Origin of the sequence: Ralstonia sp. R-29 (assembly GCF_049913345.1) — a bacterium.
Classification (GTDB): Bacteria; Pseudomonadota; Gammaproteobacteria; order Burkholderiales; family Burkholderiaceae; genus Ralstonia.
The window spans coordinates 1,182,155-1,208,692 of the sequence record NZ_CP184377.1; the positions used below are offsets into that span (position 1 = coordinate 1,182,155).

Below are 26,538 nucleotides of genomic sequence, written 5' to 3' on the forward strand. Positions count from 1 at the left end.
AGTGGAGCGACAGAGAAGGGCCGACTACGGCCTACGGCCAGTTGCAGTTGCCGGAAGCTGGCGCTTTGGGGCATTCCCCCCCTAGATCGGCGATGAACCCAAAAAAACCGGCTCCCGACGAGCCGGCGAAAGGGCGGGCCGAAGCGTGGGGCTCCGACCCTGGGGGCTGACCACTCCCGTCAGCCCATCACAACATTGGCCAGGCGGAACACGTACGGCGTGGCCGAGGTGCCGCTGCCACCGCCCGTCATCACGATGTCGGCGCTGGCGATGCCCAGCAGCGACAGCTCGGTGTTGATGTCCGACAGCACAGCGGAATTCATCACCGCGCCTTGCTCGATCTGTGAGGCGGTGCCGATCCACAGCGTGGGCTTGAACTCGAACACCGCCTTCTGGCCGGGCACGATGCCGGTCTTGTGCGCAAGCAGGCGGTTGTCCTTGAACACCGAAGCGGTGATGGCGCCGGTGCGCAGGTCGTTGCGCAACTGGATCTCGCGCGAACTGGGCGAACGGCCGGACAGTGCCAGCACGTTGCCCGAGGCCGCGCGCGTGACGCTGAACATCTGGCCGTTCTCGGCCACCTTGCGCGGCATGAAGTTGCCGTCAGCGTCGCTGGCGCTCACGGCCGTCTGCATCGGGAAGACGAACGGGTGGTTGTCTCCACGGCCGCAGTTGGTGATGACTTTCCAGGCGATCGCCAGTTCGTCGAAATCGGTCGACACGTTCTTCTGGAACAGCACGACCTGGCTGTTGTTGCTGTCGTTCGACAGGTTGATGAAGTTGAGTTTGATGTCCATGGCAGCTTGGGGGATGAGGGTGAGGTGAGTAGGGTGACCCGGGCGGCACGCGCGGCGCCGCCATCGGGGGCAGTGGGGAGGGCGCCGGGGCGCTTACGCCATCACCACGTTTTCCAGCCGGAACGTGAACGGCTGCGACTTCGGGCCGGGGCCGCCGCCGGTGAGCACGATGTCGGCGCTGGCGATGCCCAGCAGCGACAGCTCGGTGTTGATGTCGGAGATGACGGCCGAATTCAGCAACTGCCCTTGCTCGATCTGCGACGCCACACCAATCCAGATGGTCGGCTTGAACTGGAACACCGCCTTCTGGCCCGGAGCGATCGACGTCTTGATCGCCAGCGCGCTGCCGTCCTTGTAGATGGTCGCGTTGGCCGCGCCGCTCGGCAGATCATTGCGCACCTGCACTTCCGAGCTGTTGCCCGCGTCGGTGGAAAGCTGCAGCACGTCGCCCGAGGTGGAGCGCACCACCTGGAATACCTGACCGTTGGTGGCAAGCTGCTGCGGCATGTAGTTGCCGTAGCTGTCGCTGGCGCTCACGGCCATCGTCATCGGGAACTTGAACGGGTGGTTGTCGCCCTGGCCGCAGTTGCGGATGACTTTCCAGGCGATGGCCAGTTCGTCGAAGTCGGTGGCGACGTTCTTCTGGAAGATCACGATGCTGGAATTGTTGGCATCGTTGGAACGGTTGATGAAGTTCAGTTGGATATCCACTTCGGGCTCCTGAGTCGAGAGAGTCGAACAAGCGGCAATCGGTTTGCCGCGCACCTTGCCTCCGGCCTGCCAGGTTTTTCGATGGGCAGGTCGTCAAACAATGGGTTGGGGAATGCGTTACAGGTGCTGAACGTTTTCCAGCGTGAAGCTGAAGGGCTGCGCACCGCTGCCGCTGCCGCCGCCGCGCATCACGATGTCGGCGGCGGCAATGCCGGCCAGTTGCAGCAGCGCGTTGGTGGACGACAGCACCGCCGCGTTCAGCGAGCGGCCTTCCTCAATGCCCGAGGCCACGCCAATCCAGAGCGACGGCGTGAAGCGGAACTCCGCCTTTTGCCCTGGCGCCACGGCCACCTTGGCCGCCAGCAACTTGCCGGCGCTGAACGCGTTGACGTTGACAGCGCCGCGGCCCAGGCGATTGACGACCTGGATATCAGCGCTGCTGGTGCCGTGCTCCACCGCACCGTGAACGAGCCGGCCACGTCCGGTCGGGTGCGGCGTGACCAGCAGCCGATCCCCGGGGTGTGCCGCCACGCGCGGCGAAAAATTGCCATGCTCATCGCCTAGCGAGACCTCCAGCTCGGTCGAGAACACGAACGGGTGCATGCAATCGCGCCCGCAGAAGCGGATGACTTTCCAGGCGATCGCCAGTTCTTCCAGATCGGGCATGACGTTGCGCTGGAAGAGCACGACCTCGCTGTTGCCGCAATCGTTGGAGCGGTTGATGAAGCGCAGGTGGATGTTCATGACGCGGCCTCCGGGGTGCTGGTCGTCCGGGTGGGCGACAGTGCGCGCTCGGTCCACTGCGTGAGTGCCGGTTGCAGACCACTGGCGAGCATGGCGAGCTGCATGCCGTGTTCGCGGCTGTGGGCCTGGCTGTCGGTGGTCAGGCACGTGAGGGCCAGGGCGATGTCGGTGGCGTCGCGTGCCTGGTTCAGGTCCTGCAGGTACTGCGCGGCAGATGCGGCCATAGCGTCGGCGTGCTTGGCGCGGGCCGCACCCGCACGCGCGGCGAGATCGGCATGCAGCGTGGCGAGCGCACGCAGCGCATCAGCCGAGCCGTCGAGCGCCAGGCGATCGCGCTGCTCGCGCCAGCCGGCATCGAGCGCCGAGTGCCACGCAGTGGAGTAATGCTGGCCGGCCTGCAGGGCGGCCAGGGTCAGGCCGCGCCAGGCATCAAGGTCTGCTGCGGGCAGCGGGGAGCGGGTGGCCGCATCGGCGACGGCGTGGGTCCAGCGTTGCAGGGCGTCGCGCTGGGCGGCCTGCAACTGAGTGATCAGGTTGGCGAGCATGGGCGTCTTCTGGCAAGAGGTTCGTGGAGACGAGGGACTTACGGGCGCACTTGACCCAGGCGCTGGATCATCTTCATCACAGCAGCCATCTGCGGTGCCTGACGCGTGTAGAAGTCGGGGCGATCCGGGTCGGCGCTTGTGTAGCCCCAGAAATCCCAGCAGCCGAGCGGGTTGGCGGAAGACTTGGCCACCTGTGGATACAGCACGATGAGGCGGTTGGTGTCGGCGATCTCGTTGTAGCCGACGTCGCGCACCACGCGCTCGCCGATGGTCTCGGCGCTTTGCGTGCAGCCATGGAAGACCACGTGGACGGCGCAGCCGCCGGCCTCGCATGCGGCAGGCACGTACACGTAGCCGCTCTTGAGCAGCGATGCGCGGTGCGTTTTGTCGAACGGTGTCTGGTCGAATGTGAGTACCTTGCCGTGCGCCACTTCGGCAGGCGGGTTGAGCGGTGCGTCGGCCGTGCCGTAGATCCAGCGCACGATGTCGTGCGATTGCTTGAAGCCGCAGTTGTTGATGTTGGGGCTGCGGTTGGCGTCGCATGCGATGTCTTGCGGCCGGTCAGTCACGAAGGCGTGGCCGGCATCCGGGTGCTTGCGGTAGCTGACCTGCGTGTCCGGCACGCCGGCCACCTCATAGAAGCGGGCGGTCTGGTCGACCACCTTCGTGGCGACCACGCTGTCCTTGGCGCCACTGAAGACGTAGATGCGCTGCTTGCGCAGGTTGGCCGGGTCGTCGATCAGACCGCGCTTGGCGAAGGCTTGTGCATCGCGCCAGGCGTCATCGGCGGAAGGCGCGTCGCCGATCGGCTGCATGCATAGCGAGGTCGAGGCGGCAAACGGTGCGACCAGGTCCGACAGCCCGGCGCAGTGGTACGGCCCGCCTGCGACGATGCCGGCGCCGATCAGCTCACCCGAATACGCCACGTCGAACTGCGCGGTCATGAAGCCGCCGGAAGACAGGCCCGATGCCGAAACGCGCTTCAGGTCGGCGCCGTATGCGCCAAGTGTGGCGGGGGGCGCGGCATCGGCATCCGACACGCTGGTCAGCAATGCGGCGACGGCAGCAATGCAGGCCGTCCGGTTCAACCAGGCGCGCGCGCGCTGGCAATCGTGATGGGAGTAAGTCTTGCGGGTTGCGTGCTCTACCGTGGGGTGCATCCTGGGCTCCTGGTCGGTTGTCTGTCGAACGTGGGGGAACGTTGGGGAACGTGTTGCTGTGGATGCAGCGTAGGCAGGCGCGCACCGCGCTTGAATAGGGGGGATGACAGGGACGGCGTTCTATGACGCATCACGTGACCGCCCAAAAAAAACAGCGACGGCGCGCTGGGGCGGACTGTCGCTGTGGGCAGCGTGGGCGTGCACGTGCGGAGCAATCAAAGCGGGGGCGCGTGCGTTTCAGGCAAGCGGTGGACTGAGTCTTGTCGGTTCCCGCGAAGGCCGCGGCCCAGTGGCGTTGTCGGCGTTGACCCCCAAAGAGCCACCATCGGGTCTCAAACTCCCGTTGATGCTGCTTTTTTCGGCATTCACGGACCTCAGGCCTCCATGCATGCCGCTTTTTTATGCATTCATGGGCCTTGGACTTCCGTTAATGCTGCTTTTTTGAGCATTCATGGGTCTCGGCCACCCGTTCATGCTGCTTTTTTATGCGTTCACGGGTCTCGGCACCCCGTTGATGCCGCTTTTTGCAGCATCAATGGACCTCAGACCTTCATTCATGCAAGTTTCTCGGGCATTCGTGGCCTCCGGACCGTCGTCCATGCTGTTCGCACGCGCATACGCGGGGCGCTACTGGGGCCGGGGTGCCATCAGCCCCTCGTCTTCCGAGAGCACCTGGAGCGCCCGCTCGATGGGTGCCGCACTCACGCTGACTTCGCCCGCAAAGGGGCGGTCCACGGCCAGCACAAAGAAGAACGCCAGGCCGAGTGTGACGCCCCACACCGTCACCAGGGCAACGTGAAAGCGCGTGGCGGGTAACGCATAGAGCAGCAGTAACGACAGGCCACTCGCAATGAGCATCACGCCCCAGAGCGTGCCGGGCATGGCGGCGTCAAGGTTTTGCAGACGTTTCTCGCGGTACTTGACCATCTCGTTGACGCGGCCCAGCACCTCGATCAGCAGGACGCGTTCGCGATCGTCGCTCGGTGTGACGCGGTTGACGGTGGCAAACATGCGGTCGAATGCGGCTTCGGCGCCATCGTCAGGGCGTGCCCGCTGTTGCATGCTGGGCCACTCGTCATGGGCAACGCGTTCGAGATAGACGATCAGTTCGCGCCGTGCGACTGAGGCGCTCGGGTGCGAGAACGCCGAGAGGTCATGCGCGAGTTCGGTGGCGCAGGCAGCTTCGGCCGCCACGATGTCGGCGGCGGCCTGGTAGGCGCCCCACACCGAGATGGCCGAGAACGCCACCAGTAGCGAGTTGATGGTCGTGACTGCGGCCATCATCGCCACCGTCATGCTGCGTTGCTCGGCGTCGAGCACGATCGGGAAGCAGCGGCGGAACAGCGCATAGCCGCCCAGCGCGACCGCAAGCGTGACGAAGACGATCACCGCGCCCATCGCCCAGGCCGGAATGTTGTACAGGAACAGCATGGGTTCACTCCTTGGGTTGCCATGTGTCTCGGGAAGAGGAAGCGGCCGGGTCGCTGGCGGCCAGCATGGCGCGCGTGAAATCGGCAAGCCGCTGGCGCATGGCCTCGGGCGAGGCGGTGTTGTCGAGCGACTGCTGCAGGTCGATCAGGTTGGCGGCGAGTTCGCTCTGCCACTGCGTGCGTTCGCTGGCGGCACGGGCGCGATAGGCCTGCATGGCGGCATCCGCATCGGCAGCACGATCGCCGCGCACCAGGGTTTCGAGCGCGTCCACCAGCCGTTGCAGCAATCGGTGCACGGCCGTGGCGGAGAAACCGCCCAGCATGGCCAGCGCCGGTTTGCCGAAGTTGTGCATGCTGCCGCGGTCGAACAACTGCGCGGGCAGCATCTCCACCAGGATCAGCCCCGCAATCACGCCAAGGATCAAGCGCGCGCCGTAGGAGGCGTCGTACTTGGGGTCGTAGGTAGAGGCCGCCACATAGCGGTGTGCCTGGAACAGCGTCGCGAACGACGCCCCCAGCCCCGCGCAAAACAGCAGGAACAGGGTGTTCCACAACAGGCGTGTGCCGTCGGACTGCAGGAAGCCCCGGTCGATATTCGCACTCGACACATCGGGCGACATGCCGGTGGCAATGACTGCGATCAGGAAGGCGATCGCGGCGGTGGTCAGTAGCCGGATCAGCGGCACGGGCCCGAGCCACGCGAGTGGGTGGTCGCTGCGATGTTGCGCGTCGAGCAGCGTGACAGCCTGCGGTGTGGCCGGTGCGATGGCCGCCGCGAGCTTGCGGTGGATGGCCGCCAGCGCGTGGTGCGGTGTGGCATGCGGTGTGGCGTGCCCCGGCATCTGCCGGTCGATCAGACTACCGAGTTGGGCGATCAGCTCCGGCGCCACCGGCAGCCCATGGTGCAGGGCGTAGCGGGCCATGGCTTCGCATTCTTCGCGCAGCTGTTCGGCCAGGGCGGTGACCGGCACCTTGTGCGATGCCGCACGCGGGCGCAGCCACTGCATGAGGGCGAGCGGGATCATGCTGGCCTCCCGCCGGTATGTGGCATGCGCGGTATGGCGGCGCAAGGCGGCCTGTGCCGCAGGTGTGGGGTGTTGGGTCGCATGGTGACCTTCGTCGGCAGGGCGGGCCGTGTGCGGCCCGGGCTTGCTCCGTCATGGGTATGGATCGGTGCAAGTTCACTGTGCGTCGCGCGTGCACGTCCGCCAATGCGGCGGAAGTCACGGACAACGGCCTAACGAAAGACACAGGACAGAAACAAGACGACTTGGAAATGAGACGGCTTGGAGATGACGGCAGGGGAAATCGGGCGGCCGTTCATGTCGTGCAGGGCAGAGAGCCGGCGGCTCGTTTCGTCCTTGCCTTGCACGTGGATATGGCTGCTCAGATCGTCACGCGCTACCGTTCTCGCGACGTCCCCACAACGTTGGTGGCCATGGGGCCGTATTTGGCCTCCACGCTGTCGATGTCATTCACCAGTGCGTGGGCGCGCTCGCCGAGTTTCGTCTGCCGCCACTGTCGCGTAGCACAACCAAACGAGCGCGCGCGTTACGTAACGCGCGACGTAACGAACCGCAGGCGAATCGCGTTGCATGCATTTTTCAGATGAGGAATTCGCACCCCACCGATGTGGGGATGGCACCCGTAAATGTCCGCCCACCATACGTTTTAAACAGCTCGTGATGGGTCGACATGCAGGCAAAACAAGCCGAATGCGTGCACCAGAAAACTGGCATGGAGGTTGCGTTAATCCGATCGCACCCGCCCGGCACAGGGCGCCGCACACAGACAGAAGGGGACTGCCATGAACCGCACCATTCAGGACGTTGAAATTGCCGCTGCCATCGACTCGGATCTGCTGCGCCGCCGCGAGCAGTTTGCGGGTCAGCCTGCCGCGTGGCAGGTGTGGTCTGAGGCCGCGCACGTTGCCACGCTCAACGAACGCGCACGTATCGCCTTCGTCGAACATGTGGCCGCCAGCCGTGGCGCCGACATCGCGCTGCGCCTGCTGATGAAGGCCGAGTCGATCCGCGCGACGGTCATGGAGACCCTGCAATCGCGCATGGAAGAGGCTGCCATGCAGATGGCTGAGGTCAGCGGGACGCTGCATTGACCGAAAACGGATGCCGGCCGATGCGTTGGCGACGCATGTGAAAGGCCCTGTCGGCAAGGCAGGGCCTTTTGTTAGGGAAGGAGACTTGGCGAGTCCGTACGGTGTGCTACAATCGCGGGCTTCCGGAGAGATGGATGAGTGGTTTAAGTCGCACGCCTGGAAAGCGTGTATAGGTTAATAGCCTATCGGGGGTTCGAATCCCCCTCTCTCCGCCAGGAATCCAAGGCCCGAGCATGCAAGTGCTCGGGCCTTTTTGCGTTCTGGGCTGTCGCCGTGTCGAGGTGGACCACTATTGCCGCCCCCAGGCGTTTGAACGTACGCTTGGCCGGCAAAAAATCACAACAGGCTAGGAGACCACCGCCCCATGGATCTGGACGTCAACCACCGCCCGGTCAGCGTCGACTGCGACCCGGCCACGCCGCTGCTATGGGTGCTGCGTGATCACCTGAACCTCACCGGTACCAAGTTCGGCTGCGGCGTGGCAGCGTGCGGCGCATGCACCGTCCATCTCGACGGGGCGGCCGTGCGGTCGTGTGTGCTGCCGGTGGCGGCAGTGGCCGGCAAGCACATCACCACCATCGAAGGGCTGGCCGGCGGCGAAGGCAAACGCCACGCGCTGCAGCAGGCCTGGATTGACGAACAGGTGCCGCAGTGCGGCTACTGCCAATCCGGCATGCTCATGGCCGCCGCAGACCTGCTGAGCCGCGTGCCAGACCCGAGTGACGCCGACATCGATGCCGCCATGACGAACATCTGCCGCTGCGGCACCTACCCGCGTGTGCGCGTCGCCATCAAGCGTGCCGCCAAGGCGTTGCGGGAGGGGCAGAAATGAACGCGAAAGCAAACAAGCCCCGGAGTCGTGGGCGTCGCCGCTTTTTGCTGGGGGCGCTCGGTGTCGGCGGCGCGCTGGTAGTGGGCTGGGGCGTGATGCCGCCGCGCAGCCGCGTGGGCGATGCGGCTGTCTTTCCCGAACACAACGGCGAGATCGCGCTGAACGGCTGGATCAAGATCACGCCTGAAGGCAACGTTGTGCTGGCCATGCCGCGCGTGGAGATGGGGCAGGGCATCCACACCGCGCTGTCGATGCTGGCGGCGGAGGAGCTTGATATTCCGCTCGCGCGCGTGAGCATCGAAACCTCGCCGGTGGAGCGGATCTACGGCAACGTCGTCGCCATGGGGATCGGCTCGCTGCCGGTGCACCCTGACAGTGAGGACAAGGCCTGGGCACGTGCGCTGGCTTGGGTGATGTCCAAGAGCGCGCGTGAGATCGGCCTGATCATCACTGGCGGCAGCAGCAGCGTGGCCGATGGCTGGCAGCCGGTGCGCGAAGCGGCCGCCACGGCGCGTGCCGCGTTGGTGGAAGCTGCGGCGCGCGAATGGAATGTGCCCGCAGCGCAGGTGAGCATCAAAGACGGCCAATTGATCGGCCCTAGTGGCAAGCAGGCCACGTTTGGCGGCATGGCGAAGACGGCGCGCGGTATCTCCGCGCCTTCCAACGTCACGCTCAAGCCCGCTTCGCAATACCAACTGATCGGCAAGCCGGCGCTGCGCAACGATGTGGCAGCCAAGACGGATGGCAGCGCGCGCTTCTCGATCGACACGCGCCTGCCCGGCATGCTGTACGCCGCCGTCGTGATGTGCCCGGTGTTTGGCGGCAAGCTCAAGACGTTTCAATCGAAAGCGGCGCTCGGCATGCCGGGCGTGCGCTATGTGGTGCCATTTGATGGCGCCGCGGGAGGTTCGCCCGGCGTGGCCGTCGTGGCCGACCACTACTGGCAGGCGCGCCAGGCGCTCGCAGCGGTTGAGCCAGTGTGGGACAACGGCCCGCATGCCACGCTCGATTCCGCAGGCATCCGGCAGCAACTCGTCAGCGCGCTCGACAGTGACAAAGGCGGCTTCACGTATCGGTCCATGGGCGACGGCCTGAAGGCGTTCGACAAGGCCGACGGCGCGACCCTCGTGGAGGCCGAGTACACCGCACCGTATCTCGCGCATGCCACCATGGAGCCGATCAACTGCACGGCGCAGGTGACGCAGGACGGCGTGCACCTCTGGGCGCCTACGCAGGTCGCCACGCTGGCACAACTGGTGGCCGCGCGTGCGGCAGGCGTGAGCGGTGATAAGGTCCACATCGACATCCCGTTCATCGGCGGCGGTTTCGGGCGGCGGCTGGAATCGGATTTCATCGGCCAGGCCGTGACCATTGCCACCAAGACCGAGGGCAAGCCGGTGCAGGTCATCTGGTCGCGCGAAGAAGACGTCCGCCATGACTTCTATCGCCCGCACGCCATCGCGCGGCTCAAGGCGCGTGTGGAGAACGGCAAGGTGACGGCCATCGCCTCGCGCAGCGCAGGGCAATCCATCTTGGCGGGCGAGCTGGACCGGCTGTTCGGTGCGCCCTCGGCGGGCATTGATCGCTACACGGCTGAAGGGCTGTTCGACCTGCCATACGAGATCGAGCACGAGCACATCGCGCATCTGGCCGTGGACTTGCCGGTGCCGATCGGCTTCTGGCGCAGCGTCGGGCACTCGTACAGCGGGTTCTTCATGGAGGGCTTCCTAAATGATGTCGCGGCGGCAGCCAAGCTCGATCCGCTGGCGATGCGGCGCGATTTGCTCAAAGCCCATCCGCGTGAGTTGAAGGTGCTCGACACGGCAGCGCAGGCAGCCGGTTGGGGCCAACCGCTGGCACCGGCCGCAGATGGTGCACCGCGTGCGCGTGGGATTGCGCTGCACCCGAGCTTTGGCTCCGTCGTGGCGCAAGTGGTGGAGGTATCGATGAAGGACGGCAAGCCGCGCGTGCATCGCGTGGTGTGTGCGGTGGATTGCGGCACGGTGGTCAACCCGCGGATCGTCACGCAGCAGATCGAGAGCGCGGTCATCTTTGGTCTGACCGCGGCGCTTTACGGGCGGATCGATATCAAGGACGGGCAGGTCGTGCAGTCGAACTTCCCAGACTATCCGGCGCTCAAGATGGCCGAGACGCCCATCATCGAAACGCACATCGTGCCGAGCACGGCCGAGCCCAGCGGCGTGGGCGAGATTGGTGTGCCGCCGATTGCGCCGGCTGTGGCGCACGCTGTTGCACAGTTAACGCGCAAGCCGGTGCGGCAGTTGCCGATGGTCTGATCTCACAGCAGCGCGTGCCGGATGGCAAACGCTGCCGCCTCCGCCCGGTTGGCGCTGTGCGTTTTGCCGAGGATGCTGCTCACGTGATTGGCCACCGTGTTGGGGCTGACGAAGAGCTCGCGGGCAATCTGCCGATTACCCTTCCCCAGGGCGACCAGACGCAGCACCTGGACTTCGCGACGGCTCAGGCCTGCGGGGTAATGCTCGACCGCCGTGGCCTTGGCCAACGCCCTTGTGGTGTCGATGCATGCCGGCAAGCCGGCCATCCCAAGCGTTGCCGCCTCCGCTTCGGCTGCGTGCAGCAAGGCATCGGCACGCGCGAGATCGGCGGGCACGCCGCGGCGCAGAAGCATCTGGGCGAAGGCCAAGCGAGTGCGCACGAGCGCCGGTCGTGCACCTTGGCGCTCGTTCATTGCCAGCGCGGCCTCGAAGTGTTGCTGCGCCTGCGGCCAGTCGCCCATTGTTGTGCTCAATGCGCCGAGTATCGCGTCGGCCGCGCCGAATGAAGCGATGGCAGTGCCGAACACCAGGTTGCGCCCGCTGAAAGGGGCAAGCAGTCGGTAGAGCGTCGGCGCCCGGGCCGCATCGCCAAGGGCATGACAGACAAGGGCCAGGTAGGTGAGATTGGCCACCCAGACGCCGTCGCGCGCGATCCTGCGGAAGTCGTTGTTGGCGAGCGCGTCGAACTTTTTGCGTGCCGCCTCCAGTTGGCCAAGCTCGACGTACATCAAGGCGATGCCGGGCTGCCAGATATCCATCGCGCTGGTGTGCTGAACGAAATGCTCCACCAGCGGCGCTACCTCGTGCAGCCGGCCCTGCTCGCGGCGCAGCATGAACATCTGAACGCCGTAGACGCCCGCGGTATCCATGCCGGGCATGCGTCGTGCGATCTCGTAAGCGCTCGGTATCAGGCGCTCCGCATCGGCAAAGCGCCCTTCGAACAGTGCGTGCATGGCGCGCGACATGCTGGCGGTGTAATGGACGAACGGCAGGCGCAGTGTCTCTCCACCGCGCTCGTATTCTTCGAGATTCGCGCGCCAGGCCGCCATGTCACCGAGCTCAAAATCATCGAAGAGGTGCCAGGCGCGCGTCGCGCACATCAGGATGGGGTCGCCGGCCTGCCTGGCAAGTTCATAGGCTTCGTCCGATGCGGCGATGCGTTCGGCGATGCGCTCGTGCTGCCAGCGCAGCGACACCGTGGCGACCAGCGTGTCGGCCAGCGTTGCGGGATCACCGGCCCTGCGTGCCACCGCAATGGCCTGCTCATGCACGCGGGTTGCCTGCTCCTCCTCGCCACTGAAGATGAGGGCGCGCGCCAGAGCGCTCAGCAGCCGCGCGCTCATCACAGGGTCGCCGCTGCCCTGGGCTGCGAGGGCCTCGCGCAGGAGCTCGGCCGCGGGGCCGCCGGGCAGCCCGGGGCTCCAGCTCGCCGTTTCGAAGCCGAGCGCGGCGTTTGCCAGTTCCCGTGTATTGCCGTATTCGACGCTCAGGCGTGCCGCCTCCTTGAACGTCTGCATGGCCTGAAGCCAGTCGCCGGCGCGGCTGTGCGCGGTGCCAAGCGCATTGAGTAGGCTGCAGCGCATTTCGTGCATTTCGCGCGTGTCACGCGACACGCCGCTGCCGGCGTCCATGGCCTGCAGTGCCATCTGGCAGTAGCGTGCCGATTCCTCGTGTGCCAGTTGGCGGTCGGCGCGCCGCGCTGCGCGCTGCGCGTAGTCCACGGCCAGTGCGGCATCTCCGCCGGGCAATGCCGCCCAGTGGTGGTAGGCCAGCGCCGGCAGATGGGGCTCGGGATCGTCCCCGTGGATCATCTCGATGGCGCGCGCCAGCTTGAGGTGAAGCCGGCTGCGCCGGGGCACGGGGATCTCGTCGTAAAGCGTCTCGCGGAAGAGGGCATGGGCGAAGTGGTAGTGGCCGGGCTCGCGCAGGGCTTCGACCACACGGGCCTGCAGGGCCTCGTCGATGGCCGCGCTGCAGATGTCTTCGTCGACATCGTCTGCGAGTGCGGTCAGCAGGCGGAACTCGAAGGCGCGGCCAATGACGGCTGCTGCGGTGAGCACCTTGTTCGCACGCGCAGACAAGCGGTTCAAACGGCGCCCGATGACTTCCTTGATGCCCTCGGGAATGCGCAGCGCACAGCCTGCGCCGCCCGATGAACTCTCCTGCGCCAGCAGGCGTGTCATTTCTCCGACGAACAAGGGGTTGCCTTCGGTTTGCGCATGGATTGCATCGACCAGCGCCGGCGCAAAGGTTGCGCCACCCGCCAACTGCATCATGTCCGCTGTCTCGGCATGGGTCAGCCCGCCGAGGCGCAGGCGTTCGAAGCGCGGCTGGCGTGCCAACTCGCCCAGCGTGGCAGACAGCGGGTGCTGCCTCGATAGCTCGACGTCGCGGTACGTCACGAGCAGTAGAATGCGGCTGCCGCACAGGTCGGGCGCAAGAAATTCGAGCAGCCGTAGCGAGGACGCATCGGCCCAATGCACGTTGTCGAGCACCAGCAGCAGCGGGCGTTGTTGTGCCGCGCGCTGCCAGAAGGTGTTCACGGCATCGAACAGCCGGAAGCGCGCCTGGGCGACTTCGGTGCTTGGCGCGGCAACGGCGCGGTCGCGTAGTGGGCCAACTGCAGGGCCAAGTGCTTGATCGGGCAGCCGATCGGCAAGGTCCGGCACGATCTCCGCGAGCGGCGCGACCCCGCCCGCGAGTGCTTGGCGGATGCTGGCCTCGTCGTGCGACGCGATCCAGCTTCGCACCAATTGTTGCCAGGGCCAGTAGGGCGGCGCGCCGGGCTCTTCATTACAGCGCCCCCAGAGTGCACGCATACCGCGCCGCTCGGCCCGTTCGGCGACGATTTCGGCGGTGCGCGTTTTACCGATGCCGGGTTCGCCGGCCAGTGCGGCAATGCCGCCAGCGCCGGCCTGCGCTTGCGCCATCAAGCGCTCCAGTACCTCGAGCTCATGCTCACGGCCGACAAAGCGTGCTGTGGCTGCTGCATTCGGGGCGCCCCCGACGGTGGTATCCGGCGTTGAAGACGCAGACGAGAGCAACGCACCGCAGCCGTCGCAGAACCTGGCGTCCGGCCGGCACAGTCGGTTGCAGCGAGTACAGCGCATGTCGACGGGCATGTTGACAGCACGCTACGCAAAGCTCTCCGGACGCACTTGCGTGACCTCGATCACTGCATCGGCAGGCAGGTTGGCCAAGCGCGCCGCCTGCCGGATGGCTTCGGCGCTCGGTGCTTCATACAGGCAATAGGTCTTCTTGCGGTCGGCCGAGAGGAAGGAGAAGACCCAGTTCACACCCACGTCGGCATTGATCCTCTGCACGTTTGCAACGCCTGCAGCTTGGAGTTCCAACGCCTCGGCGAACTGGCGTTCGATGACGAATAGCGGCATTTGTCTAACCTCCTGACGCGTCGACGGGCCATGCCGCCATTGCGTTTCATTGAAGGCCGAAGATCGCGCAAAACAAATAGTCAGTATTGACTATCAGCAGCGCGCACGCGGTCCGCACAAAAATGATCAAGGCAGCGGATAGAACGGACGACGACGGCTTCCTAGACTTCCATCACCGTTTCCCAGTCTGAAACGGTTGTGATGCGGGCAATTCAAACTGCGCTGCAGACATCGCCAGACACTGTTCGGCCACGCCTGCTGAGGAGACCAAGATGATCGAAGACACCACGGTGCAGGCCTCAGTTGAGGCATTCCGCGCCCAGTTGCGTGGGGCGCTGATCGAGCCCGGCGATCCGTCTTACGATGCGGCCCGCCGCGTCTATAACGCGATGATCGATAAGCGGCCACGATTCATCGTGCAGTGCGCGGACGTGGCCGACGTGATCGCGTCGGTTAACTTCGCGCGCGAGAATGACCTGCTGCTGGCGGTGCGCGGCGGCGCTCACAATGGCGGTGGTTTGGGTGTGTGCGATGACGGTCTGGTGATCGACCTGGCCCGTCTGCGCGGCATTCGCGTCGATCCGGTCGCCCACACGGTGCGTGCCGAAGGTGGTTGCACCTGGGGCGATGTCGATCATGCGACGCACGCCTTCGGTCTGGCCACGCCGGCCGGCATCATCAGCACCACCGGCGTCGGCGGGCTAACGCTCGGCGGTGGCATTGGCCATCTGGCGCGGCGCTTTGGTCTGACGATCGACAATCTGCTGTCGGTTGATGTCGTGCTCGCCGACGGCAGCTTCGTGACAGCCAGTGCGCACACCAATGACGATCTGTTCTGGGCGGTGCGTGGTGGTGGTGGCAATTTCGGCGTCGTCACCTCATTCGAGTTCCGCCTGCACGCGCTGAGCAACGTGATCGCGGGCCCCACGCTGTGGCCGCTGGAACAAGCTGCGGAAGTGTTGCGCTGGTATCGCGATTTCCTGCCGAAGGCACCGCCCGAACTCAACGGCTTCTTCGCGTTCCTCACTGTGCCGCCGGCGCCACCGTTCCCACCGGAACTGCATCTGCAGAAGATGTGCGGCGTCGTCTGGTGCTACACAGGCGACCCTGCAACGGCAGAAGAGGCGTTCGCGCCGGTGCGCGCGCAGCAGCCTGCGCTGTACGGCATAGGGACCATGCCCTATCCGATGCTGCAAACAGCCTTCGATGGGCTGTACCCGCCCGGCCTGCAGTGGTACTGGCGCGCCGACTTCGTCAACGACCTGCCGGAAGAGGCGATTGCCCTGCATGTGGAACATGGCTCGCAACTGCCGACCATGCATTCAACGATGCACCTGTATCCGATCGATGCCGCTGTGCATCGCATGGGGCGCAAGGAAACGCCGTTTGCCTACCGCGATTCGAAGTGGGCTGCGGTCATCGTTGGCGTTGACCCCGACCCTGCCCAGCGCGAGCGCATCACCCACTGGTGCAAGGGTTACTGGGACGCACTGCACCCCTATTCAGCAGGCGGGGCCTACGTGAACTTCATGATGGACGAAGGGCAGGAACGCGTGCAGGCGACCTACCGCGACAACTACGCCAGGTTGGCCGCGATCAAGGCTCGATACGATCCGGGCAACCTGTTCCGGGTCAACCAGAACGTGCGGCCGGCGTCGTGAGCATGCCCATCTTGGTCAGTTGGCTGCGGGAAACCGATCCTGCAGAAAAGGAGGTGTGAAATGGACAGGAGACTGTGGACCCTCGTCGCGGCGATCGCCGCTGCGTTGGGTGCAACCGTGGCGCATGCAAGCGCCACGCGGGATGTGTACACAGATGGCAGCGCGGCCATGGCGGCACGCAATCCCTACACCGATGGTGGGCTCGCTACACGATTCGACGTCTACGCAGACGACGCAAAGGCCGGCAAATTCGATTCTTATACCGACGGCATGCACGGGCCGACGACGGACCGCGTTCGCTAGCCTTTCGGCTACAAAAAAGCCGCAGGCGCAAACCTGCGGCTTGTTCTTTTGAGTGGCGCAGTATTTATGCCGCGTCTGGAAACACCGGCTCACCCAGATTCAGCATCAACCGGTTGGCCCACGCAAAGATCGCGACAGCGTGGATCAGATCGAGGATCTCCGCATCCGTCAGCCCGGCGGCCTTAAGCGGTTGCAGGTCTTCACTGCGCACGTCGCCGGGGCGCATGGTCAGGTCGATCGAGAACAGCACGATGGCGCGCTCACGCGCATTCGTGCCCGCGATATGCGGGTCTTCAAAGACCTGCTTGATGACGTCATTGCGCTTGGCCAACTGCTCGAAGCGCTGGGCGTGGACGGACGCGCAATACACGCAACCATTCACGCGCGACACCACGGCGCTGGCGAGTTCACGCTCGGCACGCGACAGGCCGCCCGGCGCGTACATGATCGCGTTGAATGCGGCCGAGCGCTGCCGCAGGATCTCCGGCTGGTGGACGAGAAAGCGGTAGTAGTCCGACGTCTTCGCCTTCGGGTGGCTCTCTTCCAGCACGGCGATCTGCTCGGGCGTGGCGCGGTCGAGGTCGACCACATCGAGCCACGCCTTCCATTCCAGCGATTCGTTGGTGAAGCCGTGGGCGCGGATGATCTCGGTCATGCTGCGGTCTCCGTGGAGGCGGTGGCGGTGCTGGCGCCGTTGAGTGCGTTCAGCGCGCGCAGGCCGGACACCAGCCGCGTCTGGTACGACAGGAAGGCGATGAGCTGCGCCAGCGTCACGACGTCTGCAGTGGCGAGGCCGGCGGCGGGCAGGCGCAGCAGCGCATCACGGTCGCCTTCGATGGGGCGCTCGATGAGCGTGCGCGTGAAGGTGAGGATGGCGCGTAGGCGCGTGTCGGCCAGCGTGTCGATATCGCCATCGTCTACGGCTTGCAGCGCGGCGGCATCGACGGGCGTGTTGGCTAGGCGTGCGCGGTAATGCTCGGCCAACTCGGGCGCGGGCGTCAGGCGGCAGGCGTAGAGGGCCACGAGCAGGCGTTCGCCCAGCGTGAGGCCGGGCAGGCCGGCGTCGAACAACGCGTCATAGCTACCTTGCGTGGCCGTGGCGACCTTCTCGCGCGCGTGGCGCAGCGCATGCGTGGCGCTACCGTCGTCCAAGCCAGCAACCTGGTCGACCACATCTTGAGCGGGCGTGAAGTCCATTGATGAAAGGCTCCGAGAATCGGGTACGGAGGCGCCGCGCGCAGCCACTGCGCTGGCGAGGAAACGTCGCACTGCCGCCCACGATTGCGCATCGGCGCGGGCGTTGGCACGCGGCTCGCCGCCGCCGGTGCTGATGCGGCCTGACACCGGGTGTGCGTAGACGAGCTGCGTGGTCGGCACGTAGGGGAAGACGATCGCGTGGCCCGCGCCTTCGTAGTCGAAATGCTCAACGGGGTAGGGATGGCGCACCTCGGCCAGCTTGGCGGTCACCATGCGCGAGTAATCGCCCGAGGGCCACGAGCCGTCGTCGGTGCCGGAGAGCAGCAACACAGGCCCACGCGTGCGTTCGACGCGGATGCGGGCACGGGCCACGGCATCGGCGTCCTGCAGCGCAGTGCGGATGGCGCGTTCATGCCGATGTGGGGCGGGGCCTTCATCGAACGGTGCCCAGCTGGCGGTGCGGTTGCCTTCCCACAGATGCGGCAGCGGTTGGCCGCGATACAGCCACGTCGGGCCTTCGCGGCCGATGGCCGGGTCGGCGGCGTTCTGCGCACTGTGCACGACGGCGCCCGGCACGTAGCCGATCACCGCAGACACGGCCTCTGGGAATGTCGCGCCCAGCAGCAACGCCAGTTCGCCACCGCGCGACTGGCCACTCACCGCGACAAAGTCATGCAGCGGCTCCACGCGCTTGCGCAGCCACGTGAGGGCCCGCTCGAAATACTCCAGCGGCGTGTTGGAGATGTAATCCGACAGCCCCGGCGCCTTGAAGTACGCCAGCGCAAACGCGGCATAACCGTGCGAGGCATACAGCGCCGCACGCGGTTCGTTGATGCCGCCGCCCGAGCCGTTGAGGATCAGCACGGCAGGGCGTAGGCCAGGGTGCGCATATGGGTCGGGCTGGTACAGCGTGCCGACCAGTCCTTCATCGCACACGTCGTGGCGTGCCACACCCGGCGCGGCCAGCCGTTGCACGAAGCTCGCGTGGACGGACTCGCCATTCGCCGTGGCCGTGAGCGTGGTCGTCAGCGGTTCGGTCACGCGTTGCGGAAACACCTCGCGCGCCTTGCCATCATCGGGGCGCTGGCTCCAGATCAGGCCCATGGCACTGACGCCAGTGTAGTCGCCGGAGACGGGCGCATCGCGTGTCAGATCGACCGTGCCTTGCGCATCGGCGATGAATGCTGCGCGGCTGTGCCAGAGCACGTCATTGCCACGACGCGTCTGCGCAACGATGCCGACCTGTGCGCTGGGCACCAGCCCCGTCACAACGATCTGGCGTGATACGTCGATCAGATCATCTGCCGGCGTAACGCTGAGCGTGAACGTTCCCATGGCGCTTACTTGCCGTCCTTGGTGACCATCTGCGCCGCGGTGCGGTCGCTGGTCATCGGCGTCACCTTCAGCCCCTTCTTGGCGGCCCACACGTTCTGATAGTGGAACAGCGGCATCACGCCCACGTCGTCCGACACCAGCTTGACAGAGTGGCGCAGGATGGCGGCGCGCTTCTCGGTGTTGAACTCCTCGGTGGAGGCGTTCAGCGCGTTGTCGACGGCCGGGTTGCTGTAGTGGCCCCAGTTGGAGGCGCCCAGGCCCTTCTTGGTGTCCACCGTGGCCAGCACGTTGACCAGCGCGTAGCTCGCCTCGCCCGTGCCGTTACCCCACGCCAGCATGCTCATCGCGTAGTCATTCTTGTTGGCGCGGCTGGAGTACACCGACCAGGGCACAACCTCCACCTTGGTCTTCACGCCGATGCGCGTCCAGAACTGTGCCACCGCTTGGGCCGTTTCGGGGCCTTGCGGGTAGCGGTCGTTCGGCACGTGCATCACCAGGTTGAAGCCCTGCGGAAAGCCGGCATCGGCCAGCAGTTTCTTCGCTTGTGCCGGGTCGTAGGCAATGTTCTTCACGTCCGGGTTGTAGCCGTAGGTGTCGGCGGGCATCCACTGGTTGGCGACGGTGGCCGCACCTTGCAGGATGCGATCGACGATCGCCTTGCGATCAATCGCCAGCGACAGCGCCTGGCGTACGCGCACGTCGAGCAGCGGATTGTTCGCGAGCGGCTTGCCATCGGCGCCGGTGATGAATTCGTTGGCTCCCTTACGGAAGCTCGGTTGCAGCAGCATCACGCGCAAGCCGGGGTAGGCGAACACCTTCACGCTGGGCGACTGGCGCAGGCGCGCGAGGTCAGCCACCGACACCTTGTCGATCACGTCCACTTCACCCGAGAGCAGGTTGGCCGTACGCGCCGCGGCGTTGTTGATGTAGCGGTAGTTGACCTTCTCCCAGAGTTGCTTGCCGCCCCAGTAGCTGTCGTTGCGCGCCATCACCACGCGGTCGCCCGGCACGTAAGAGACAAACTTGTACGGGCCCGTGCCCACCACGGCACGCCCGGCGTTGTAGTCCTCGGTGGCGGACTTTTCGCCCACGTGCTTGCTGACGATGTGCACGGACGCGAGGTTCAGCGGAAGGTCCGGGTTCGGGATGTTCGTCTTGATGATGAGCGTGAGCGGGTCCTTGGCGGTGACGGATTCCACCGTGCGCAAATAGCCTGCGAACGTCGCCACACTGCCCGGGACGCTGCGCGCACGCTGGTACGAGAAGATGACGTCATCCGCCGTGAACGGCTGGCCGTCGTGCCACTTCACGCCGGGGCGCAGCTTGAACTCCCACGTCTTCGGGTCCAGCGTCTTCCACGACAGCGCCAGGCCAGGTTGCAGCTTGTTCCACTTGTTTTCGACCAGCAGATCCCAGAAATGCACGTCGACCGAGCGGTCGCCCGCGTGGTTGTTCAGTTGTGGGTCCAGCGACGACAGCGGATCGGCAAAGGCGATGTTCAGCGTCTGTGCGCCCGCCGCACCGGCGGCGGCAAACAGGGCAACAGCAAGCGACGAGGCGAGGAGGCGTTTCACGGTTGTTCCCTTCGTTGTTGTTTGGTTGGGCTATTGAAGATCGTTCAAATGACAGGCGCTGACATGGTTGACCGCAATGCCTTTCAATGTCGGCGTTTCAGTCTTGCAGCGGGGCATGGCGTGCGGACAGCGCGGGTGGAAATGGCAGCCGGTGGGCGGGTGCAGCGGGCTGGGCATCTCGCCTTGGATCGCGGTGAACGTCTTGTGCCGGGCTGATAGGCGCGGAATCTCCGCAAGCAGCGTCTGCGTGTATGGATGATTTGGGCGGCGGAAGACCTCTTCGGCCGGGGCCGATTCCACTACGCGGCCGAGGTACATGATCGCCACGCGGTCTGACAGATGCTCCACCACGCCGAGGTCGTGGCTGATGAAGAGGTAGGTCAGATTGAGCTGCTCGCGCAGGTCCATGAACAGGTTCAGGATCTGCGCCTGGATGGAGACATCCAGCGCCGCCACCGCCTCGTCGCACACGAGCATTGACGGCTGCACCGCCAAGGCGCGCGCAATGCCGATGCGCTGCCGCTGCCCGCCGCTGAACTGATGCGGATAGCGATCGCGCAGGGCAGGGTCGAGGCCCGCGCGCTGCATCTGCGCGGCCACGTAGTCGGCAAAGTTGGCGCGATCCGTCAGGCCGTGCACGCGGGCCGCTTCGCCGATGATTTCTTCCACGCGCAGGCGCGGGTTGAGGCTGGCGTACGGGTCTTGGAAGATCATCTGGATCTTCAGGCGGGCATCGCGCGCTTCGTGTGCGGAGAGCGTGTCGATCGATTTGCCGTCGACGCGCACCTCGCCGCTGGACGGGCGCATCAACCCCGCAGCGATGCGCCCGAGCGTGGATTTTCCGCAGCCGGATTCACCAACGAGGCCAACGACCTCGCCGGGCTGAATGGCCAGATCGATGCCATCCACGGCACGCACCACGGCGGGTGGCTTCGCCAAACCAACACGTTGCAGCATGCCATCGACGGGGCTGATCTTGCGGTCGCCGAAGCGTTTGCCAACCTGTTTAAGTTCCACCAGCGGCGTGGTCATGCAACCTCCCGCGTGGCTGTGGGCAGGGTGCCTGGGTGGAAGCAACGCACAAGGCGGCCGGGATTGGGTTGCGTGATGTCCGGGCGCACGCCGCAGGCTTCAGAAGCCCGTGGGCAACGTGCGGCAAACGCGCAGCCGGCGGGTAGCGACAGCAGATTCGGCGTCATGCCGGGAATTTGTCGCAGGCGCTGGCCGCGGCGGTTCTCGCTCGGCAGGCTGTCGATCAGGCCCATGGTGTACGGGTGCAACGGCGCATCAAGCACGGCATCCACCGGGCCGTGTTCGACGATGCGGCCGGCGTACATCACGGCCACTTCATTGGCCAGGCCAGCCACGACGGACAAGTCATGCGTGATCCAGATCAGCGCGGTACCGTGCTGGCGCGCCAGCTTCTGCACTTCGGAAAGAATCTGCGCCTGGATGGTCACGTCCAGCGCCGTGGTCGGCTCGTCGGCAATGATCAGGTCGGGGCGATGCAACATCGCAATGGCAATCGCCACACGTTGCCGCATGCCGCCCGACAGTTGATGTGGGTACGCGCGCAGGCGCTCTTCCGGGCTGGGAATACCCATCAGGCCGAGCGTGTCGCGGGCATGTTCGCGTGCCTGCGCGTGGCTCATGCTGCTGTGCGCACGCACGGCCTCGATCATCTGGGCATCGATGCGCAGCACGGGGTTGAGCGTCATCATCGGGTCTTGGAAGACCATGGCGATGCGATTGCCTTGCAGCTTGCGCAGTTCGTGTGCCGGCAGTTTCGTCAGGTCGCGGCCCTGGTAGAGAATCTCGCCGCTGACGACGCGGCCAGGCGGGTCTACGAGGCCCATGATCGAAAAACCGGTGACGGATTTGCCCGAGCCCGATTCGCCCACCAGCCCCAGGATGCGCCCGCGCTCCAGCGAGAACGACATGTCGTCCACCGCCGGTAGCACGCCTTCACGCGTGAAGAAATGCGTGCGCAGGTTGCGGACTTCGAGCGTGGTCGCGTTGTTGGACGCCGTCATCGCTGCGTCCTTGGGTTCAGCACTTCACGCAGGCGATCGCCCACCAGGTTGATGGCCACCAGCGCCAGCAGCAGCGCAATGCCCGGATAGAAACTGATCCAGTACTGGCCAGACAGCATGTATTGGTATCCGTTGGCAATGAGCAGACCCAGCGACGGCTCGGTAATCGGCACGCCCAGGCCCAGGAACGAGAGCGTTGCCTCCAGCGTGATCGCGCGCGCCACCTGCAGCGTGCCCACCACGATGAGCGGCGGCAGGCAGTTCGGCAGGATGTGCTTGAGTGCGATGCGCCAGCCGGGCAGGGCGAGCGAGCGGGCCGCCTCAACGTATTCGCGGCGGCGTTCCACTAGCGCTTGCCCGCGCACCGTGCGCGCGTAGTACGCCCACTCCAGCAGCACCAGCGTCAGCACAACATTGGTGATGCTCTTGCCGAGGTAGGCCAGGATCATCATCGCCACCAGCACCGACGGGAACGACAGCAGCAGATCGACCGTGCGCATGATGATGCTGTCGACGCGGCCGCCGGCATACGCGGCAATCAAGCCGAGCAGCGTGCCGATCACGGCTGCTACCGCTGCGGAACCAATCCCCACACCCAGGCTGATCCGCAGGCCGTAGAGGATGCCCGAGTACAGATCACGCCCCTGGCCGTCGGTGCCGAGCCAATAGGTGAACGTGCCCAAGCCGTTGGGCGAGCCCGGCGGCAGACGCGAGTCCAGCACATCGAGCTGCATCAGGTCGTACGGGTTCTGCGGCGTGATCCACGGTGCGGCCAGTGCAGCCAGCATCAACACCGCCACGACGATCAGTCCGAAGATGGCCGATTTGGATGCCAGAAAATCTGCCGCCACACGTCGCCATGGCGATTGTTTGCGCGGTGCAGGCACTGCGGCCGCAGTTGTCGCTTGCGAGCTCGTGGTCATGCGGTCTCCGCGTTATCCGCCGTGCGCACGCGCGGGTCCAGCAGGCGATACAGGATGTCGACGATCAGGTTGAGCGACACGAACAAGCACACCACCACGACGAGGTACGACACGATGACCGGGCGATCCAGCGAGTTGATGCTGTCCAGAATCAGCTTGCCCGCGCCGGGCCACGCAAAGATGCTCTCCGTGACGACGGCAAAGGCGATGGTCGAGCCGAGTTCCAGCCCCAGCACCGTCACCAGCGGAATCAATGTATTGCGCAGCACGTGCGCCAGCACCACACGCAGCGGGGAAAGCCCCTTGGCACGCGCAAACTTCACGAAGTCCATCGGCAACACCTCGCGCACGCCGGCGGATGTGAGCCGCAGCACCAGGGAGAGCTTGAACAGTGACAGGTTGATCGCCGGCAGCAGCAGGTGGCGCAGGCCATCGGCCGTCAGCCACGACCATTCGATGCCGAACAGGCGGGCGGTCTCGCCGCGTCCGCTGGCCGGCAGCCAACCGAGGCTGACGCTGAAGGCCATGATCAGCATCAGCCCCACCCAGAACGTCGGCAGAGAGAAGCCCACCACGCTGCCCGTCATCAACAGGCGCGATGCAGGGTGGTTCGGATACAGCCCCGCGAACAGCCCCAGCGGCACGCCGATCACCACTGCGATGATCAACGCCGCAAACGCCAGTTCCAGCGTGGCCGGCAGGCGCTGCAAGATGAGCTGGATGGCCGGTTCGTTGTAGACGAAGCTCTTGCCCAGGTTGCCGTGCAGCGCGCCGTTGAGGAAGCTCAGGTACTGCTGCCATAGCGGCTTGTCCAGCCCGAGCTCGGCAATGATGCGTGCGCGGTCGATCTGGTCGACGTCCTGGCCGATCAGGATATCGACCGGGTTGCCGATGGCATGCAGGCCGACGAACACGATCACCGTCATCACCAGCACGACCAGCAGCGCCTGGCCGATGCGGCGCAGTAACCAGCCCGTCATCGTGCGGCCTCCTGGCTGGAGGTGGCCTCTGCATTGGCATCGTTGCCAGGCGGCGCTGCCGGTGTCCATTCGTCACCGAAGATTTCCGGCTCGGCATACGACTGGATGGCCGCGTAGTGCGCTTCGATGTCTTCGTTGTACAGCAGGCCGGTAATCCCTTGCGCCAAGCGACGCGCCCCTTCGCTGATGGCCGGGATGTCGCCCGACACGCTGCCGTGCGTGAGCGATGCCGGATAGCAGAAGCAATGCACGCGCGACAGGCCGGGCATTGTGCCGGGCGTTTTCTCGCGGAATTCGAATGCGTGGCCGAGATCGGGTGAATCGCTCAACTCGGCGTCTTCTTCCCCAGGGCGCGGGGTATAGCGGTCGCGCCATTGGCGGATGTGCGGTGCCAGTGCGCTGAACTCGGGGCGCGAGGCCCAGTCCGTACGGAAGCCGGTTGAGAAGATCAGGAAGTCCAGCTGGAACACGCCTTTGGTCGTGGCGACGTGCAACACGCCATCGTGCTCGTCCACGCCCAGGATGCCGCAGCCGAGGTTGAAGCGCGCATTCGCGTGCCGCGATACGCGCAGCGTGCTGCCGCGTGGCGGCGGCACCTGTTCGACATTGATGTAATGGCGGATGCGCCATTTCCATGCATCGGGCAGATGCAGGTGGCCATGCACGAGCCCAGGGCTGCCGGCGCCTTTGCCCTTGTTGACGCGGGGCAGATCGGCGCGACGGATCAGCAGGTCGACGCTCGCTGCGCCGGCTTCCAGTGCCGTGGCGGCGGAGTCCATGGCAGAAGCGCCCGCGCCGATCACGCCGACGCGTTTGCCGGCCAGCGTGCCGTAGTCCATTTCGTCGGATGAATGCGCCCACCAGCGGCGCGGCAGCCGGTGCGCGAAGTCCGGCACCGAGGGGCCGCCAAGGCCATCGCGCCCGGTCGCCAGCACCACGCGGCGCGCATAGACACGCTGGGTCGGTTGCCCCGGTGCGTCGATCAACAGTTCAACGGCGCCGTCCACACGCGGATGGATCGCCTTCACGTGGTGTTCGTTGCGGACATCCAGCTGCAGCACGCGGCGGTACCAGCGCAGGTAGTCCATCCATTGCAGGCGCGGAATCTTGTCGAGCGCTTCCCAGGCATCGGCACCGAACTGCGCCTCGAACCAAGCGCGAAACGTTAGCGCAGGCAGGCCGAGTGCGGGGCCGGTCAACTGCTTGGGCGAGCGCAGGGTTTCCATACGCGCCGTCGTTGCCCACGGGCCTTCAAAGCCGACTGGCGCGCGGTCGAACACCACGGCGCCAATGCCCAGATGCTTGAGCGATGCCGCTGCCGCCAGCCCCGCCATGCCCCCGCCGATGATGGCGACGTCCAGCACGGGCTGGCCTTCGAGCGTGTGTGGCAGCGTCCATGATTTGGCCGGCAATTCCAGCCAGGCCAGGTCCTGCAGCAAGCGCGCTTCCAGCGCGGCAAGCCCTGCGGCGCCGGTGGCCTGCTGCGCATCGTCTTGGTGTGCAGCGGTCATGCGGACGCGTCTTCCGTTTCGTTGATGGGCTCGCCGTACAGCACCTGCAGCATGCTGGCGTGGCGCGCAGGGTCGTGCAGCTTGCAATCGGGCAGCAGGCGTTGTGCAGCGCGGGAGAGCGCGTCGATCAGCGAGGTCACCGCAGCCGACGGCCGCTTGGCTTCGGGCGTGATCACGCCAAAGAAGAAGGGGATGCTGGCATCGATCGGCCGCACGGCGACACCGTCGATCGGCACGCCATAGGCTGTAACGGGCTCCAGCAGCGCTACGCCCAGGCCCGCACGCACGGCGGTCAGCGCGTTGAGCGAGGCGTTGGTCTCGATGAGTTCGGCCGGCGCGACGCCGGTTTGCGCAAGCGCCTGATCCAGACGGCGACGCAGGCGATACGGGTTGTGCATCGTGATGATGCGCCGGCCCGCGCAGTCGGCGAGCGCCACGCGTTGGCCGGCGGCCAGCGGATCGCTGTCCTGCACGGCGGCCACGCAGGCCGCTTCGCCAATCCAATGCACCGTCACGCCGCGATGCTCCAGCGGCAGGCTGCTGATGCCCAGGTCCGCCGCGCCGGTCAGCACCGCGTGTACGACCTGTTCGGGCGAGGCACTGCGAATCTGAACGTGCTGAGCGAGTTCGGGCTCTTCCGCCAGGGCGGATGGCAGCAGGCCGGCCGCCAGTGCGGACGTGGCGGCCAGGCGCAGCGGACGCGCTTCGCCGCGAGCGATTTCTTCAGCGCGGGTGCGGATCTGCCGCAGGCTGATCAGCGTATGTTCAACGTCTTCGTACAGCAGGAAACCCTGTTCCGTGGGCGAAACACGGGGCCCGGCGCGCGTGAACAGCGCATAGCCGATTTCCGCTTCGAGATCCTGGATCAGCCGGCTGATGGCAGGCTGAGACCGGCCCAGCAGCTTGCCCGCCGCGGTGACGCTGCCGGTCGACATGACCGCTGCAAATGCTTCAAGTTGTCGGAGTTCCATCTGCCGCTTTGATCCCAGTCATGCAT

23 protein-coding genes and 1 tRNA gene are annotated in these 26,538 nt (G+C 65.7%); 6 read left to right on the top strand and 18 right to left on the bottom strand.

All coding sequences use genetic code 11. From position 1 onward, the window contains the following. Positions 1 to 179 precede the first annotated feature (179 nt). The 7 genes from ACN9M1_RS05600 to ACN9M1_RS05630 all read right to left on the bottom strand — a co-directional run bounded on the left by ACN9M1_RS05600 (position 180) and on the right by ACN9M1_RS05630 (position 6,412). Positions 180 to 797, bottom strand: coding sequence for a hypothetical protein (locus tag ACN9M1_RS05600; RefSeq protein ID WP_426398111.1), 618 nt, complete (start codon positions 795 to 797; stop codon positions 180 to 182). Positions 798 to 890: 93 nt separating this feature from the next. Beyond that, positions 891 to 1,508 carry a hypothetical protein gene (locus ACN9M1_RS05605; protein ID WP_426398113.1) on the bottom strand — a complete coding sequence of 206 codons (618 nt, stop codon included), beginning with the start codon at positions 1,506 to 1,508 and terminating at the stop codon, positions 891 to 893. 117 nt (positions 1,509 to 1,625) lie between these two features. After that, positions 1,626 to 2,252, bottom strand: coding sequence for a hypothetical protein (locus ACN9M1_RS05610; RefSeq protein WP_426398115.1), 627 nt, complete (start codon positions 2,250 to 2,252; stop codon positions 1,626 to 1,628). Further along, positions 2,249 to 2,797, bottom strand: a complete 549-nt coding sequence (locus ACN9M1_RS05615; protein ID WP_426398117.1) for a hypothetical protein — start codon at positions 2,795 to 2,797, stop codon at positions 2,249 to 2,251. Before ACN9M1_RS05615 ends, ACN9M1_RS05610 begins: the two co-directional genes overlap by 4 nt. A 38-nt stretch (positions 2,798 to 2,835) precedes the next feature. Continuing rightward, positions 2,836 to 3,957 (bottom strand): extracellular catalytic domain type 2 short-chain-length polyhydroxyalkanoate depolymerase, encoded by a 1,122-nt coding sequence (locus tag ACN9M1_RS05620; RefSeq protein WP_426398119.1) that lies wholly within the window; start codon positions 3,955 to 3,957, stop codon positions 2,836 to 2,838. 627 nt (positions 3,958 to 4,584) lie between these two features. Then, positions 4,585 to 5,388: a DUF4239 domain-containing protein gene (locus ACN9M1_RS05625; protein WP_426398120.1), complete on the bottom strand. Its 804-nt coding sequence runs from the start codon at positions 5,386 to 5,388 to the stop codon at positions 4,585 to 4,587. 4 nt (positions 5,389 to 5,392) lie between these two features. Continuing rightward, positions 5,393 to 6,412: a hypothetical protein gene (locus ACN9M1_RS05630; protein WP_426398122.1), complete on the bottom strand. Its 1,020-nt coding sequence runs from the start codon at positions 6,410 to 6,412 to the stop codon at positions 5,393 to 5,395. Positions 6,413 to 7,194: 782 nt separating this feature from the next. Here ACN9M1_RS05630 and ACN9M1_RS05635 point away from each other — a divergent pair. From ACN9M1_RS05635 to ACN9M1_RS05650, 4 genes are all read left to right on the top strand, one after another. Next, positions 7,195 to 7,503, top strand: coding sequence for a DUF7696 family protein (locus ACN9M1_RS05635; protein ID WP_426398124.1), 309 nt, complete (start codon positions 7,195 to 7,197; stop codon positions 7,501 to 7,503). A 124-nt stretch (positions 7,504 to 7,627) separates the two neighbouring features. After that, positions 7,628 to 7,718 (top strand) — tRNA-Ser (locus ACN9M1_RS05640). A gap of 149 nt (positions 7,719 to 7,867) precedes the next feature. Beyond that, complete coding sequence (locus ACN9M1_RS05645) at positions 7,868 to 8,335, top strand: (2Fe-2S)-binding protein (protein WP_426398126.1); 468 nt, start codon at positions 7,868 to 7,870, stop codon at positions 8,333 to 8,335. Further along, on the top strand, positions 8,332 to 10,632 hold the full coding sequence (locus ACN9M1_RS05650; RefSeq protein ID WP_426398128.1) for a molybdopterin cofactor-binding domain-containing protein: 2,301 nt from the start codon (positions 8,332 to 8,334) through the stop codon (positions 10,630 to 10,632). The genes ACN9M1_RS05645 and ACN9M1_RS05650 overlap by 4 nt, the downstream gene beginning before the upstream one ends. 2 nt (positions 10,633 to 10,634) lie before the next feature. Here the strand turns inward: ACN9M1_RS05650 and ACN9M1_RS05655 are convergent, their stop codons facing one another. Beyond that, positions 10,635 to 13,562, bottom strand: a complete 2,928-nt coding sequence (locus ACN9M1_RS05655) for an ATP-binding protein (RefSeq protein WP_426398130.1) — start codon at positions 13,560 to 13,562, stop codon at positions 10,635 to 10,637. 204 nt (positions 13,563 to 13,766) lie between these two features. Then, positions 13,767 to 14,024 carry a DUF4242 domain-containing protein gene (locus ACN9M1_RS05660; RefSeq protein ID WP_426398132.1) on the bottom strand — a complete coding sequence of 86 codons (258 nt, stop codon included), beginning with the start codon at positions 14,022 to 14,024 and terminating at the stop codon, positions 13,767 to 13,769. A gap of 272 nt (positions 14,025 to 14,296) precedes the next feature. On the opposite strand from ACN9M1_RS05660, the gene ACN9M1_RS05665 reads away from it, so the two are divergent. Continuing rightward, positions 14,297 to 15,685, top strand: a complete 1,389-nt coding sequence (locus ACN9M1_RS05665) for an FAD-binding oxidoreductase (RefSeq protein ID WP_426398134.1) — start codon at positions 14,297 to 14,299, stop codon at positions 15,683 to 15,685. A 60-nt stretch (positions 15,686 to 15,745) separates the two neighbouring features. After that, positions 15,746 to 15,988, top strand: coding sequence for a hypothetical protein (locus ACN9M1_RS05670; protein WP_426398136.1), 243 nt, complete (start codon positions 15,746 to 15,748; stop codon positions 15,986 to 15,988). Positions 15,989 to 16,052: 64 nt separating this feature from the next. On the opposite strand, the gene ACN9M1_RS05675 is transcribed toward ACN9M1_RS05670, so the two are convergent. Genes ACN9M1_RS05675 through ACN9M1_RS05715 form a run of 9 tightly spaced genes read right to left on the bottom strand, consistent with a single transcriptional unit; the run spans position 16,053 to position 26,512 of the window. Next, the gene (locus ACN9M1_RS05675; protein ID WP_426398138.1) at positions 16,053 to 16,643 is read right to left on the bottom strand and encodes a peroxidase-related enzyme; all 591 of its coding nucleotides are present in this window, start codon (positions 16,641 to 16,643) and stop codon (positions 16,053 to 16,055) included. After that, a complete protein-coding gene (locus tag ACN9M1_RS05680) occupies positions 16,640 to 18,520 on the bottom strand; it encodes an acyl-CoA thioester hydrolase/BAAT C-terminal domain-containing protein (protein ID WP_426398140.1) in 1,881 nt (626 codons plus the stop codon). Before ACN9M1_RS05680 ends, ACN9M1_RS05675 begins: the two co-directional genes overlap by 4 nt. A 5-nt stretch (positions 18,521 to 18,525) precedes the next feature. Then, positions 18,526 to 20,094 (bottom strand): ABC transporter substrate-binding protein, encoded by a 1,569-nt coding sequence (locus ACN9M1_RS05685; protein WP_426398142.1) that lies wholly within the window; start codon positions 20,092 to 20,094, stop codon positions 18,526 to 18,528. 30 nt (positions 20,095 to 20,124) lie between these two features. Continuing rightward, entirely contained in the window at positions 20,125 to 21,126 is a 1,002-nt protein-coding gene (locus ACN9M1_RS05690; protein ID WP_426398144.1) for an ABC transporter ATP-binding protein, read from the bottom strand. Then, positions 21,123 to 22,127 (bottom strand): ABC transporter ATP-binding protein, encoded by a 1,005-nt coding sequence (locus ACN9M1_RS05695; protein ID WP_426398146.1) that lies wholly within the window; start codon positions 22,125 to 22,127, stop codon positions 21,123 to 21,125. The genes ACN9M1_RS05690 and ACN9M1_RS05695 overlap by 4 nt, the downstream gene beginning before the upstream one ends. Continuing rightward, a complete protein-coding gene (locus ACN9M1_RS05700) occupies positions 22,124 to 23,050 on the bottom strand; it encodes an ABC transporter permease (RefSeq protein WP_426398147.1) in 927 nt (308 codons plus the stop codon). The genes ACN9M1_RS05695 and ACN9M1_RS05700 overlap by 4 nt, the downstream gene beginning before the upstream one ends. Continuing rightward, the gene (locus ACN9M1_RS05705; RefSeq protein WP_426398149.1) at positions 23,047 to 24,030 is read right to left on the bottom strand and encodes an ABC transporter permease; all 984 of its coding nucleotides are present in this window, start codon (positions 24,028 to 24,030) and stop codon (positions 23,047 to 23,049) included. The genes ACN9M1_RS05700 and ACN9M1_RS05705 overlap by 4 nt, the downstream gene beginning before the upstream one ends. Further along, on the bottom strand, positions 24,027 to 25,541 hold the full coding sequence (locus ACN9M1_RS05710; RefSeq protein WP_426398151.1) for an NAD(P)-binding domain-containing protein: 1,515 nt from the start codon (positions 25,539 to 25,541) through the stop codon (positions 24,027 to 24,029). Before ACN9M1_RS05710 ends, ACN9M1_RS05705 begins: the two co-directional genes overlap by 4 nt. Further along, positions 25,538 to 26,512 carry a LysR substrate-binding domain-containing protein gene (locus ACN9M1_RS05715; protein WP_426398153.1) on the bottom strand — a complete coding sequence of 325 codons (975 nt, stop codon included), beginning with the start codon at positions 26,510 to 26,512 and terminating at the stop codon, positions 25,538 to 25,540. Before ACN9M1_RS05715 ends, ACN9M1_RS05710 begins: the two co-directional genes overlap by 4 nt. Positions 26,513 to 26,538 lie beyond the last annotated feature (26 nt).